Origin of the sequence: Actinoplanes sp. G11-F43, assembly GCF_050589265.1 — a bacterium.
In the GTDB taxonomy this organism is placed as follows: domain Bacteria; phylum Actinomycetota; class Actinomycetes; order Mycobacteriales; family Micromonosporaceae; genus Actinoplanes.
Genome location: NZ_JBNZCE010000019.1, coordinates 176,462 through 188,908, shown reverse-complemented (window position 1 = coordinate 188,908; position 12,447 = coordinate 176,462). Strand labels below are relative to the sequence as shown.

Here is a 12,447-nt window from a genome sequence, read left to right as displayed (position 1 = left end):
CATGCATCGCAGCCGCCTCTTCGGGCTCTTCATCGACACCCCGGCCGCGGACACCCCGGCCGCCGCGACGTTCTGGGCCGGTGCGTTCGGCACCACCGCCCAGCCGGTCCCCGGTGAGGAGGCGTTCATCGCCCTGCACGACGCGTTCCCCGGCCTGGCGGTGGACGTCCAGTCGGTCGACGACGCGCCCCGCTACCACCTCGACATCGAGACCGACGACGTGCGGGCCGAGACCGACCGGCTGCTCGGGCTGGGCGCGGAGCTGGTGGCCGACCACGGCGGGCACAAGACGCTGCGCGCCCCCGGCGGCCACCTGCTCTGCGTGGTGCCGGTGCAGAGTGATCCTCACCTCTTCGACAGCTCAGCCCGCTCCTGGACAGCGTGAACAGGGCTTGCGCCGCCCCTTAGGATCGTCGATGCGTCGATCCACGGGGAGAAGTCATGAAGCCGTACCGTCCTGTCCTGCTGGCCATAGCCGTCGCCCTGGTGGCCGGCGGCTGCACCACCCCGCTGCTGCCGCCGCTGCCGGCCCCCGGCGGCGGCGGTTCGACAGCCGGCTCGTCCGCCGGGCCGGAGTCCACCGGGGTGGCCTCGCCCGAGCCGGCCGGGCCGGACGCCAAGCAGACGCTGGTGGCCGCCCTGGACAAGACCCGCAAGGCGGCCTACAAGTTCTCGGTCAGCGGTGACGTGGTGGACAGCCGCAGGATCGCCGGCTCCGGCTCGTACGATCCGAAGGCCAAGCGGATCAGCACCGTGCAGAGACTGTCCGGCGGCGGCAAGAAGGCCGAGCAGGGGCAGCGCATCGTGGTCGGCACCGACCTGTTCTCCCGCGGCAAGAGCGGCGAGACCTGGGTGCGGCTCAACCTGAAGCGGGTCAAGAAGGACTCGCTCTACTACTACGACATGACCGATCCGACCGGTCTGACCCGGTTCACCGAGTCGGTGGAGACCGTCCGCAGCACCGGCGCCAATACCTTCGCCGGCCGCCTGGACATCGAGGGCGACAAGTTCATGGAGGGCTTCCTGCCGGTCGGCACCCCGGCCATCTCGGTGTTCCTCGGCGGCAGCGCCCAGTTCAGCGCGACCACGAACGACGCCGGCTGGGTCACCGCGATCTCGGTCGACATCCTGGACGAGAAGAAGACCCTGAAGATGACCACCAAGTTCGGCAACCACGGGAAGAACCAGGGCATCAAGAAGCCGGGCAACTACGGCGAGGCGATGGACTTCTACTACGACAAGTGATCCCGGAGCCGGTCCAGGGTGTGGCCGGTGCCGCGTTTGCAGAGGTAGGCGGCGCGCTCGTAGGACAGGCGCCGCCTGCCGGTCCGCGGGCAGAGGTCGGCCGGTGCGGGCTGGCGTCCGGGTCCGGGCCGCCGGGCGGCGAGGAAGACCGGCCCTTGGGTACGGCCGTCGAGCAGTTCCGGCAGCAGAGCCGCCGTGCCCGACCGCCAGACGATCGTCCGGTCGTGGGTGGCCCGATCCGCCAGGTCCAGATCCTCGACGTCGAGCGCCAGCACCGCCCCGATCTTGGCGCCGGACTCCCGCAGCAGGCACCAGAGCACCCGTTCCCGCAGCGCCGGCTCCCGCCCGGCGTCTCCCACCACCGGCTCCTTCCCCACCGGCTCGCCCACCACCGGCTCCTTCCCCACCGGCTCGCCCACCACCGGCTCCTTCCCCACCGGCTCTCCCCCGGCCGCCTTCCTTCCCTTCGGCACGCCGGCCGGGCGGGCGCGCAGACCGTCGGCCAGCTGGGGTTCGCCGGCCCAGGCGGTGAAGGACCGGATCGCGGCCACGTGCCTGTTCCAGCTGCGCGGCGCCACGTCCGGCCAGCTCAGCGCGGCGATCTCGGCCAGCCGCGCGGCGGTCAGCCCGGCCACCGGGGTGCGCTCGCCGGCCAGCCGGGCGACCCGCCCCAGCGTCTGGCCGTAGGCGCGGGCGGTGGCGGGCCGCAACGGGGCGAGGAACGCGGCCACCGCCGGCCCGAGCAGCCGGCCCCGCTCCCCCGGCACATCCAGTTCCGCCGCCCGGCGCAGCAGGAAGTCACGCTCGGCGGTGTTACGGGCCAGCGAGGCCGCCCGCTGAAGTTCAAGCCGGCCCTCCGCCTCCCGCCCGAGCCGGATCAGCAGGTCGCCACGCACCCCCGGTAGCAGGTGGTAGTCCGCCATCCGCGGGTCGGCGCACAGCTCGTCGAGCAGGTCGAGGCCGGCTCGCGGACCGAACGCGAAAGCCACCGCCACCGCCCGGTTCAGCCGCACGACCGGAGTGGGCAGCATCCGCTCCAGGGTGTGATAGAGCGTGCTCACGCGTACCCAATCGGTCTGATCGGCGGTGTGACAGACCGCGATCGCCGCCTGCAGCACATAGGGCCCGGCAGGCCCGCCGGCCTCGCGGGCGCGCAGCATCGCGGCGAACCCGCGGCGGATGAGCAGCTGGTCCCAGCGGCCCCGGTTCTGCTCGTGCAGCGGGATCGGCTCGCCGTCCGGGCCGGTCCGGGCCGCCGACCGGGACTGCTGGATCTCCATCAGCGCGACCAGGCCGTGCACCTCGGCCTCGTCCGGGGCGAGCACGGCCAGCATCCGCCCCAGCCGCAGCGCCTCCAGGCACAGATCGGCGCGGATCAGGCCGGTGCCGGAGGTGGCCGCGTACCCCTCGTTGAAGATCAGGTAGACGACCTCGAGCACCGACGACAGCTGGGTGGACGTCCGGTAGGCCACCCCCTCCTCGGCGAGGGTGCGCTTGGCCGCGGCGATCCGCCGGGCGATCACCTGCTCGCCGACCAGGAAGGCGCGGGCGATCTCGGCCGGGCTCAGGCCGGCGACGACCCGCAGGGTGAGGGCCACCCGGGCGTCGGTGGGCAGCACCGGATGGCAGGCGGTGAACATCAGCCGCAGCACGTCGTCCCCGGCCGGTTCCGGCATCCGGGTCAGGTCGGGGACGGTCCGCTGGCGGGTGCGGTCGCGCCGGATGTGGTCCACCGCCCGGCGCCGGGCGACAGCGGTCAGCCAGGCGCCGGGCTTGTCCGGGATCCCGGTCGCCGGCCACTGCTCCAGCGCGGCGACCAGGGCGTCCTGAGCCAGCTCCTCGGCCAGGCCGACGTCGTGCACCAGCCGCAGGAGCCCGGCGACGATCCGCGCGGACTCCTGCCGCCAGACGGCGGCGACGGTGGCCGAGGCGCCGGTCACGGCCCGAAGACCTGGTGGACCAGGCTCTCCCCGTCACCGACGATCCGGCGGAAGCGGCGGCCGAGTTCGATCGCCTCCTCCCTCGACCGGACCTCGATCAGAGCGAATCCGCCGATGGCCTCCTTGGCCTCGGTGAACGGGCCGTCGGTCACGGTGACCTCGTCGCCGGCCGAGGTCATCCGGAAGCCGGCCGGGTCCAGGCCGCCGGTGGCGAGCAGCACTCCGGAGGCGGTCAGCTCCTCGACGAACGCGGCCATCTCGGCGTACAGCTTCTCATCCGGCTCGGCCCCGTCGGCCTTCTGCAACATCAGGTAACGCATCGTGTCTCCTTCGTCATGCCTGTTCCGCACCGACGTCGAGCGGACCGATGTGACAGGTAATTCCAGCATTACCCGTCAAATCGGTGGAACCGACGACCGGGCATGAGAATCGCACTCGCTGTCGCCGGCCCGCTCTGGACCGCCGTCTCCCTCGCCCAGGTCGCCACCCGCGACGGATTCGATCTGACCCGGCATCCGCTCAGCCTGCTCAGCACCGGCTCGCTCGGCTGGCTGCAGATCACCAACTTCGTGGTGGCCGGACTGCTCCTGCTGGTGGGCGCCGGCAGCCTGGCCGGGCGGTGGGCGCCGCGCCTGATCCGGGCCGCCGGCGTCGGCATGATCGCCGCCGGGCTGCTGGTGATGGACCCGGGAGGCGGTTTCCCGGTCGGTCACCCGGCGGTGCCGGCCTCGATGAGCTGGCACGCGATCGGGCACATGGTGGCCGGCACGCTCGCCTTCACCACGCTGATCGCGGCCTGCTACGTGCTGGCCCGGCGGGCCGCCGGCCGGGCCGAGGCGGTGGCCGGAGCGGTCGCCGGGACCGCCCTGCTGGCCGGCTGGCTGTGGGCGATGACCGGTGGCACGGCCGGCACCCTGACCCTCGCCGTCGGTGCGATCGCCGCCATGCTGAACGTCTCGTGGTCGGCCGTGCGCCCGGCGCCGGCCGGCACCCGGCCGGCGTTCGCCGGCCCGGTGGACACCGCCTGCTGAGCCGGGCCCGCTCACACCCCGTCGAACAGGTCCGCGGCCCGGGTGGCCCGCAGCAGCCACCGCAGGTGCGGCTGCGGCGAGTGCAGGTGGCAGGTGGCCTGCCGGGCCCCGGCCACCCGCCGGGCCGCCACCAGCATCCGCAGCCCGGCCGCGTCACAGAAGTCGACGCCGGCCACGTCGATGTGGATGTGCCGGACCGGGGCGCCCAGCCCGATCAGGTCGTACACCCGGGTCAGGTCGTAGAGCTGACTCTGCAGGGCGTCCACCGACACCGCGTCCAGACTGCCCCGCAAGGTGATCATCAGACGGTCGCCGTCCCGTGATCCGTCGATCCTGGTCCCGCTCCTGCTCACCACGGCTCCTCCGGTCGGGATCGGACGATGGCCCACACCAGCTTCCCGCCGTGCGCGGGGAGCGCTCCCCAAGCCGACGCGGCCGCGTCGACGATCCGCAGGCCCAGCCCCCGATCGGTCAGGGACGGGCCGAGCGGGCCGGTCACCGGATCATGCAGGGCCGGAAGGACCGGATCGCCGTCGTACACCGCCAGGTGCAGGGCGGCAGCGACACTGCTCCCGCGGGCGGAGACCACCACTTCGATGTCAGTACCCGCGTGCTCGGCCGCGTTCACCACCAGCTCCGACACGATCAGCCGGGCACGCTCGCTCAGATGCCCCAGCCCCCAGGCCGCGCACGCCTCACTCACCAGCGCGCGGGCCTGCACCGACGCCGACGGGTCCGGGGGCAGGGCCAGGCTCAGCCGGTCCGGCAGCGGATGGCGCCCGGCCAGCGCCGCCCGGGCCTGCGGAACCGTCGCGTACAGCACCAGCCAGTCCCGGGCGCCCAGCCTCCGCAGCCGCCGGGCCAGGGCCTCCCGGGCCGGCAGGCAGACCGCGACCGCGATCGGCGGCTCCATCGCCGCGCCCTGCGCGCACGCGGTAAGCCACAGGGGGGCGCTCACCGCCTGCGGGTCCCGCAGGCGGTGCAGGTCGACGATCACCGCGGCCGGATGCTCGACCAGGCACTTGTCCAGCACCGTGCGGGCCTGCGCGGAGAGCGCGCGGTCCCATCCGCCCCACACCGAGAGCTCGATGACCGCGGTGTCCGCGTCGATGACCGCCAGCACCGAATCCGCCACCGCGTCATCGCCGGACCACCCGATCAGATGCGGTGAGCCCGCGCTCATGTCCCCTTCTCCCGGGTTCAAGGTTCGATCCGCCGATGCCGCCCGCCGCAATTCTTGATTTATCCGAATGACACCGTCAACGAAGATTCACCATCCGCCACGATCGCCGGGCGGTGGTCACTCAGAGCGACGCCTGCAGCGCCAGCACCCCCCGGTTGACCGCGGTGATCGCCTTACGCGCGGTGTCCTTCACGCTCGGCGACGCCGCCGACGCCTCCCGCACCTGGCTGAGCAGGTCGAGCACCTGCCGGGCCCAGCGCACGAAGTCACCGGCCGGCATGTCCGCGTCGTGATGGCCGCTGGACAGCACCCGGGCCAGCGGCTCGCCGCGCGCCCACCGATACATCGGCCAGACGAAACCGGGATCCGGCTCGCGGGTCAGCGACAGCCCGTGCTCGCTCTCGTCGGCGGCGATCTCGCCCCACAGCTTGGCGCAGGCGTCGACGGCGGCGCTGACCGTGCCCTTCGGCACCGACGCCCGGTCCTCGCCCTCCCGGCGCGACTCGTACAGCACCATCGACACCGCGGCGGCCAGCTCCTCCGGGGCCAGCCCGTCCCACACCCCCTGGCGCAGGCACTCGGCGACCAGCAGGTCCGCCTCCGACCAGATCCGGCCCAGCATCCGGCCGGCGTCGGTCACCTCACCGTCGGCCGACAGGTAGCCGCGGGTGGTCAGCACCGCGCACACCTGGTCGAAGGTGCGGGCCAGCGAACCGGTCCGGCCGGCCACCTTGTCCCGCAGCGTCTCGGTGTCGCGCAGCAGGCGGTGCCGCCGCTCGGCCCAGCGGGCGTGGTCCTCGCGCTCCGGGCAGGCGTGACACGGATGCTGCCGCAGCTGGATCTTGAGCAGGGCCACCTCGGCGTCCTCGCCCGGGTTGGCCCGGCTGCGCCCGCTGCGGCGGCGGTCCGGATGCCGGTCCAGGCCGGTCGCCGCGATCTGGGCGGACAGGTCCCGCCGGGCGCCCGGCGAGCGGTGGTTGAAGTGTTTCGGCACCCGCAGCCGGGCCAGCACCTCGACCGGGCCGCTGAAGTCGCCGGGGCTGACCCGGCCGGCCCAGCGGTCCTGGGTGAGCACCAGCGGGCGGGGCTCGCCGAACCCGCCGACCGCCGGCTCCAGCACCACGGCCAGGCCGGCGCGGCGTCCGTTCGGCACCCGGATCACGTCGCCGATCCGCAGTTTCTCCAGGGCCGACACGGCTGCCGAACGGCGCTGCTGCACGCCCTGGCGGGCCAGTGACTTCTCCCGGTCGGCGATGGCGACACGAAGACCGAAGTACTCGTCGAAGTCGCCGTGGTGGCAGGTGGCGTCCGCCCCGTACGACTCCATGGTCTCGACGTTGCGCTGCACCTGCCGGGCCAGGCCGACCACCGAACGGTCCGCCTGGAACTGGGCGAACGACGACTCCAGCAGCTCCCGCGACTTCTCCGCCCCGACACTGCCGACCAGGTTGACCGCCATGTTGTAGGACGGCCGGAACGACGACCGCAGCGGATAGGTCCGGGTGGAGGCCAGCCCGGCCACGTGCCGCGGATCCACGTCGGGGCTCCACAGCACCACGGCGTGGCCCTCGACGTCGATGCCGCGGCGGCCGGCCCGGCCGGTCAGCTGGGTGTACTCCCCCGGGGTGAGGTCGACGTGCGCCTCACCGTTGAACTTGACCAGGCGCTCCAGCACCACGCAGCGGGCCGGCATGTTGATGCCCAGCGCCAGGGTCTCGGTGGCGAACACCGCCTTGACCAGGCCCTTGACGAAGCACTCCTCGACCGCCTCCTTGAACGCCGGCAGCATGCCCGCGTGGTGGGCGGCGACACCGCGCTCCAGACCGTCCAGCCACTCCCAGTAACCCAGCACCGACAGATCCTCGGCGGGCAGATGCGCCACCTTGGACGACACGATGCGGCGGATCTCGGCCCGCTCGTCCGGACCGGTCAGGCGCAACCCCGCGTTCAGGCATTGCTGGACCGCGGCGTCACAGCCGGCCCGGCTGAAGATGAACAGGATCGCCGGCAGCAGGTCGGCCCGCTCCAGCCGCTCCACCACCTCGGCCCGCGGTGGCGGCTGCCAGCGCCGGCCGCGGCCGCCCTTCCACCCGGAGGCGGCCCGGTCGGTGAACTCCTGGCGCCGCTCCATCTCCCGGGTGTAGCGCAGCAGCTCGGGGTGCACGTCGTGCTTGCGGGCCGCGTCGGCGTCGTGGAACAGGTCGAACATCCGCTTGCCGACCAGCATGTGCTGCCAGAGCGGGACCGGGCGGTGCTCGCTGACCACCACCTCGGTCTGCCCGCGCACGGTGACCAGCCAGTCGGCGAACTCCTCGTAGTTGCTGACCGTGGCGGACAGCGAGACCAGCGTCACCGAGGCGGGCAGGTGGATGATCACCTCCTCCCAGACCGCGCCGCGGAACCGGTCGGCGAGGTAGTGCACCTCGTCCATCACCACATAGGCCAGGTTGCGCAGCTGGTCGGAGCCCGAGTAGAGCATGTTGCGCAGCACCTCGGTGGTCATCACCACCACCGGGGCGTCACCGTTGATCGCGTTGTCACCGGTGAGCAGACCGACGTTGTCCGCACCGTGCCGGGCCACCAGATCGTGGTATTTCTGGTTGGACAGCGCCTTGATCGGGGTGGTGTAGAAGCACTTGCGCCCGCCCGAGCGCAGCGCCAGATGGACCGCGAACTCACCGACCACCGTCTTGCCGGCGCCGGTCGGGGCGCACACCAGCACACCGCTGCCACGCTCCAGGACCTCGCACGCCTCGCGCTGGAAGTCGTCCAGGTCGAAGCCCACGTCCAGCATGAAATCCTGAAGGGCCGGGAGCGCCGCCCGCCGCTGGGATGCCGCATATTTCTCGGCGGGACTCGTCATGGGCACCAGGCTAGTTCGTGGGTATGACAAAACGCAGCACGGTTATGCGGCCGTCGGGACCCGATCCACGGGTCGGTAAGGTGCACGACGTGCCGGATGCCTCGAATCCTCCCCAACACCCGGCGCGGCCCGTCGAGGCCGTGCTCTTCGACTTCCACGGCACGCTCGCCCAGGTGGAGGACCCGCTGACCTGGGTGCTCGCCGCGGCCACCGCGTGCGGGGCGGTCCTGGACCGGGGGAAGGCGACCATCCTGGCCGACCGGCTGCTCACCGCGGGCCGGGCCGGCGGGCCGCTGCCGAACCGGGTGCCGCCGCATCTGGCCGAGCACTGGGCCGACCGCGATCTGTACGCGCACAGCCACCGGGCCGCCTACACCGGGCTGGCCGCGACCGTGCACACCGACGTGGCGGGGCTGGCCGACGCGCTGTACGAGCGGCTGCTGCTGCCGGACGGCTGGATCCCCTACCCGGACACCGAGCCCACGCTGCGCAAACTGCACGAGGCGGGTGTGAAGGTGGCGGTGGTCAGCAACATCGCGTTCGACATCCGCCCGCTGTTCGCCGCGTGGGGGCTGGACGGCCTGGTCGACGGGTTCGCGCTGAGCTACGAGATCGGCCGGATCAAACCCGACCCGATGATCTTCTACCGGGCGTGCGGGCTGCTCGGGGTGGATCCGGAGCGCGCGCTGATGGTGGGTGACTCACCGGCCGACGCCGGGGCGGTGAAGGCGGGCATGGCGGCATTCCTCGTGCCGGCCTCCGATCCGGGCAGACCGAACGGTCTGTCGTCGGTGCTGTCGCTGGCCCTGGCCGGTCAGGCGTAGCGGTCCAGGGACACCCCGCGGCGTCCGCGCTTGGCGGCGGTCTCCTCGGTGGCGGCCGGCTTCTCGGACTCCGGGCCGGTGGCCGCGTCGGCCATCGCCTTGATGGCCTCCTTGGCGCTGCCCAGCACCGAGGAGGCGTTACCGAGGATCGAGGTGGCCCGCGGGCCGATCGGATTCGTCATGTCCTTCAGTTCGGCCGGTCCGGCGGAAACTGACCCGCAACTCAGCGGAGCAACCGAACCGCACCCGGGACGACGCTCACATCCAGCGGAAGCGGGCCGAGCCGCTCCCCGTCGGCGTACCCGACGATGCCCTCGGCCTCGATCCGCACCGTCCGGGCCCGCCGCACGGTGACCCGCGGATCGTCGACGTGGGTGCCCTCGCGCAGCCGGGGTTTCAGCCGGGCCAGCCCCGCGCGCCCCAGCGGCGAGGTGAAGACGACGTCCAGCAGCCCGTCGGCCGGATCCGCGTCCGGCACGATCCGCATCCCACCGCCGTAGGTCGGCCCGTTGCCCACCGCGACCACCTCGGCGTCGACGTGGTGTCTCACCCCGTCCAGGACGATGGTGTACGGCCGGGCCCGCGCCCACGCCAGCTCCAGCAGAATGGCCAGGTCGTAACGCCGGGGCCCGGTCGGCCACCGCATCCGGTTGGCCCGCTCGTTGATCAGCGCGTCGAACCCGGCGGCCAGCACGGCCCCGAACCAGCGTCGCTCCCCGTGAGCGTTCTCGGTCCGGGCGAGATCAACCCGGTGGTCCCGCTGATCCCGGATCGCCCCACTGATCCCCTCCGCCGCCGCCATCGCCTGCCGGGGTACGCCCACCGCGCTCGCGAAGTCGTTCCCGGTCCCGGCGGGCACCACCCCGAGCCCGGCCTCGCTCCCGGCCACCGCCTGCAGCGCCCGGTGCACCGTCCCGTCCCCGCCCACGGCGACGATCGCGACGGCACCAGCGCCGACGGCCCGATGGCAGGCGGCCTCCGCCTCGGCACCGCTCCCGGCGTCCAGAAGCCGAACGGGGCGGCCGGCGTGCCCGAGCACGTCGACCACCCCGGGAAGCAGACCGCGGTGCCGGCCCCGCCCCGCCGAGGGGTTGGCCAGCACCGCGATGAAACCGCTCGTCACAGTCGTAGAAACTACCCAGGATGCGGTCCCGGGTGAACCACCACCGTCAGCAGTGGGTCAGGCCAGCTTCCAGCCACTGCAGACGTGAATCAGGCCCTGGTTGGAGCAGACCTTGTAGCGGAAGACCGGGTTGGCAGCGGTGCCGACACGCTGGATGCCGCAGCCGGACGTGGAACCGTTGCCGTCACCCACCGTTCCGGTCGCGCCGCTGTTGCGCTCGTAGGAGACGTAGAAGCCGTGCCCGTCCGCCCGGGTGTCACACGCGTCGACGATCTGGTGGCTGTCACGCACCTGGCCGTAGCCGCAGCTCTGCACGTTCGTCGGCCCGCAGGCGTACGGCCCGTCGAAGCGGGTGTCATGCGCCATCGCCGGCGACGCCATCCCCAGAGTCACGAGCCCGAAGGTGAACCCGACGGCTGCCAGACGACTGATTTTCCTCGACATTGTTTCCTCCCCGTTGAACATCGGAACAACCTTCGAAGGACGCATCACAATCCGGACCGCCGCGAAAATGGCCGAATAAACATCGGCGCCGTTTGAACTCCGAATGGGTGCTCACTCCCGGATGGGAACGGCACCTGGCTGCGGTCACGGATCGCGCGGGTCACCGCACACGGCAGAACCTGATGAGAAGGCATCCCCCATGTATCGATGCACTGCGGCGATGTTATCGATACATCTACATGCCTGCAACACTTTTCCCTGACCGGCGGGGCATGGAAATTATTACCGGCGCCACGGCCCGATTTCCGCTCCGCCAACGCCCACATAGTGGTATTCCGTTTTCCGGGGCGGTCGAATACGCCGGTGGGCACAGAAAAGCCGCCGGCAGTGTCCCCTGCCGGCGGCTTTTCTCGCTTCTTCTACGTCATGTCGTCGTAGCGGCGCTCGATCGGCCGGGGTTGCTCGACCGGGGCCGGTGCCTCGACCGCGGTGGGTGCCTCGACCGGGTCGACCGCGCCGACCGAGACCTTCTCCTCGGGCAGCTCGGAGATGGCGTCGTCGTCGAGACCGTCGTACAGCTCCTTGCCGCGGCCCTTGCGGCGGTCGTTGAGGAACGCGACACCGCACGCGATGAAATACAGCGCCGACAGGGCCAATGCCAGCAGTGTCATGCCGAACGGGCCCGGGTCGGGGGTCGCGACGGCAGCGAACGCGAACGACAGGAACACCACGATCCGCCACCAGCTGAGCAGCCGCTTCGCCGACGCCACGCCGGTGAAGTTGAGCATCAGCAGGATCAGCGGGAACTCGAACGCGACCCCGAACAGCAGGATCATGTTCGTCACGAAGTCGACGTAGGCGGACGCCTCGAGTGTCGTCCCCGCCCCGGTGACACCGGCGTCGAGGAGGAACTCCAGGCCCTTGTCGACCACCGCGTAGGCCAGCGCCGCGCCGCCCGCGAACAGCGGGGCGGCCAGGGCGACGAACACGTAGGCCCACTTGCGCTCGTGCCGGTGCAGGCCCGGCGCGATGAACGCCCACAGCTGGTACAGCCAGACCGGCGCGCTGACCACGATCCCGACCCAGAGCGAGATCTTCAACTTGATGATGAAACCGGTGGCCGGGGAGAGCTGGACGAACTCCTTACAGATCCCGTTCGCGTCGGTCGCGCCGGGAAGGCTGCAATAAGGCTCTTTGAGCAGGTCGAACGTCGGCTGGGACAGGATGAAACCGACGATCAGGCCGGCGACCAGGCCCAGGGCCGCCAGGAAGAGCCGGTTGCGCAGCTCTCGGACGTGCTCCATGAGCGTCATCGAGCCGTCGGAGGCCTGCTGGAACTTGGTGGGTCCCTTTTTCTTACGCAGGCTCAGTGCCATCGGCGCGGGTCAGCGGTCGTTGGTGCGGTGCTGCACCGGGTCCACGAACGGCTGGGCCGGGGGCGCCTGGTAGCTCTGCGGCGCGGGGGCCGGCTGCTGGTAGCCGGGCTGCGGCGCGGGCTGCTGGTAGCCGGGCTGCTGGTAGCCAGGCGGGGGCGCCTGCTGGTACTGCTGCTGCTGGTACGGCTGCTGCACCTCGCCCTGCAGCGGGGCGTAGCCGTGCTGCGCGTCCGCCTTGGTGGCCAGGTTGTCCTTGTCCTTGTCGTCGTCGACGAGGCCCTTGGTCTCCGCCTTGATGATGCGCAGCGAACGGCCGAGGGACCGCGCCGCGTCAGGCAGTCGCTTCGCGCCGAAGAGCAGGATGAGCACAACAACGAGGACGATGATGTGCCATGGCTTGAGGGCGCCCATGGGAGAC

General features: G+C 71.8%; 14 protein-coding genes. 4 read left to right on the top strand and 10 right to left on the bottom strand.

Translation table 11 applies throughout. The features are described 5' to 3' along the window. Nucleotide 1 precedes the first annotated feature (1 nt). Entirely contained in the window at nucleotides 2-385 is a 384-nt protein-coding gene (locus tag ACQ0O7_RS23835) for a VOC family protein (protein WP_430784398.1), read from the top strand. Nucleotides 386-441: 56 nt separating this feature from the next. Beyond that, nucleotides 442-1,245 (top strand): hypothetical protein, encoded by an 804-nt coding sequence (locus tag ACQ0O7_RS23830; RefSeq protein WP_430784397.1) that lies wholly within the window; start codon nucleotides 442-444, stop codon nucleotides 1,243-1,245. Here ACQ0O7_RS23830 and ACQ0O7_RS23825 read toward each other — a convergent pair. Both ACQ0O7_RS23825 and ACQ0O7_RS23820 read right to left on the bottom strand, forming a co-directional pair. Beyond that, nucleotides 1,233-3,185, bottom strand: a complete 1,953-nt coding sequence (locus ACQ0O7_RS23825) for a DUF6596 domain-containing protein (protein WP_430784396.1) — start codon at nucleotides 3,183-3,185, stop codon at nucleotides 1,233-1,235. The genes ACQ0O7_RS23830 and ACQ0O7_RS23825 overlap by 13 nt on opposite strands. Beyond that, nucleotides 3,182-3,505 (bottom strand): YciI family protein, encoded by a 324-nt coding sequence (locus ACQ0O7_RS23820; protein WP_430784395.1) that lies wholly within the window; start codon nucleotides 3,503-3,505, stop codon nucleotides 3,182-3,184. The genes ACQ0O7_RS23825 and ACQ0O7_RS23820 overlap by 4 nt, the downstream gene beginning before the upstream one ends. Before the next feature lie 102 nt (nucleotides 3,506-3,607). Between ACQ0O7_RS23820 and ACQ0O7_RS23815 the strand changes: the two genes are divergently transcribed. Then, the gene (locus ACQ0O7_RS23815; RefSeq protein WP_430784394.1) at nucleotides 3,608-4,216 is read left to right on the top strand and encodes a DUF998 domain-containing protein; all 609 of its coding nucleotides are present in this window, start codon (nucleotides 3,608-3,610) and stop codon (nucleotides 4,214-4,216) included. Nucleotides 4,217-4,227: 11 nt separating this feature from the next. Here ACQ0O7_RS23815 and ACQ0O7_RS23810 read toward each other — a convergent pair whose 3' ends face one another. The 3 genes from ACQ0O7_RS23810 to ACQ0O7_RS23800 all read right to left on the bottom strand — a co-directional run bounded on the left by ACQ0O7_RS23810 (nucleotide 4,228) and on the right by ACQ0O7_RS23800 (nucleotide 8,262). Next, a complete protein-coding gene (locus ACQ0O7_RS23810; RefSeq protein ID WP_430784393.1) occupies nucleotides 4,228-4,569 on the bottom strand; it encodes an STAS domain-containing protein in 342 nt (113 codons plus the stop codon). Then, nucleotides 4,566-5,399 (bottom strand): ATP-binding protein, encoded by an 834-nt coding sequence (locus tag ACQ0O7_RS23805; protein WP_430784392.1) that lies wholly within the window; start codon nucleotides 5,397-5,399, stop codon nucleotides 4,566-4,568. Before ACQ0O7_RS23805 ends, ACQ0O7_RS23810 begins: the two co-directional genes overlap by 4 nt. 121 nt (nucleotides 5,400-5,520) lie before the next feature. After that, nucleotides 5,521-8,262 (bottom strand): DEAD/DEAH box helicase, encoded by a 2,742-nt coding sequence (locus ACQ0O7_RS23800; protein WP_430784391.1) that lies wholly within the window; start codon nucleotides 8,260-8,262, stop codon nucleotides 5,521-5,523. Between the two features lie 80 nt (nucleotides 8,263-8,342). Between ACQ0O7_RS23800 and ACQ0O7_RS23795 the strand changes: the two genes are divergently transcribed. Beyond that, a complete protein-coding gene (locus tag ACQ0O7_RS23795) occupies nucleotides 8,343-9,086 on the top strand; it encodes an HAD family hydrolase (protein ID WP_430784390.1) in 744 nt (247 codons plus the stop codon). Here ACQ0O7_RS23795 and ACQ0O7_RS23790 read toward each other — a convergent pair. From ACQ0O7_RS23790 to tatA, 5 genes are all read right to left on the bottom strand, one after another. Then, on the bottom strand, nucleotides 9,077-9,268 hold the full coding sequence (locus ACQ0O7_RS23790) for a hypothetical protein (RefSeq protein ID WP_430784389.1): 192 nt from the start codon (nucleotides 9,266-9,268) through the stop codon (nucleotides 9,077-9,079). The two genes, ACQ0O7_RS23795 and ACQ0O7_RS23790, sit on opposite strands and share 10 nt — an antisense overlap. Before the next feature lie 41 nt (nucleotides 9,269-9,309). After that, nucleotides 9,310-10,209: a diacylglycerol kinase family protein gene (locus tag ACQ0O7_RS23785; RefSeq protein ID WP_430784388.1), complete on the bottom strand. Its 900-nt coding sequence runs from the start codon at nucleotides 10,207-10,209 to the stop codon at nucleotides 9,310-9,312. A 57-nt stretch (nucleotides 10,210-10,266) separates the two neighbouring features. Beyond that, a complete protein-coding gene (locus ACQ0O7_RS23780; RefSeq protein WP_430784387.1) occupies nucleotides 10,267-10,653 on the bottom strand; it encodes a hypothetical protein in 387 nt (128 codons plus the stop codon). A gap of 419 nt (nucleotides 10,654-11,072) precedes the next feature. Further along, a complete protein-coding gene (gene tatC / locus ACQ0O7_RS23775) occupies nucleotides 11,073-12,029 on the bottom strand; it encodes a twin-arginine translocase subunit TatC (protein ID WP_430784386.1) in 957 nt (318 codons plus the stop codon). A 9-nt stretch (nucleotides 12,030-12,038) separates the two neighbouring features. Continuing rightward, nucleotides 12,039-12,440: a Sec-independent protein translocase subunit TatA gene (gene tatA, locus ACQ0O7_RS23770; RefSeq protein ID WP_430784385.1), complete on the bottom strand. Its 402-nt coding sequence runs from the start codon at nucleotides 12,438-12,440 to the stop codon at nucleotides 12,039-12,041. Nucleotides 12,441-12,447 lie beyond the last annotated feature (7 nt).